This window comes from Virgibacillus sp. GM2-2, assembly GCF_055329585.1.
In genome coordinates this window covers 1-255 of the sequence record NZ_JBUZWC010000113.1, presented here as the reverse complement: position 1 = coordinate 255, position 255 = coordinate 1, and the positions used below count along the sequence as shown (strand labels likewise).

Genomic DNA, 255 nt, shown 5'->3' with positions numbered 1-255 from the left:
CCGGTGAGACTGCCGCCGTTGCTGATGACGAGCCGCGCCCGCCGGCTCACGACGTCGACGGGAAGATAATCGGCGATGCGCGCGTTCGCGGGCACCTCGGTCAGGTCGATCTTGCCGGCCGTGGCGACGACCACGGTGACCGCAAGCCGCGAGAGGGCTTCGAGCGCCATCGGCAGGAGGTCGGCCCTGCCCGAGCTGCCCAGGCTGAGGAACACCAGCGGCCTGTCGTCGGGCAAGGCGTCCCACCATGCGGGC

The 255-nt window shown here is 71.4% G+C and carries 1 protein-coding gene; it reads right to left on the bottom strand.

Annotation, left to right across the window (positions count from 1 at the left end; all coding sequences use genetic code 11):
- A partial coding sequence (locus ACY9Z2_RS19180) for a glycosyltransferase (protein ID WP_463611272.1) occupies positions 1 to 236 on the bottom strand: 236 nt, incomplete at its 3' end.
- Between the last annotated feature and the right edge of the window lie 19 nt (positions 237 to 255).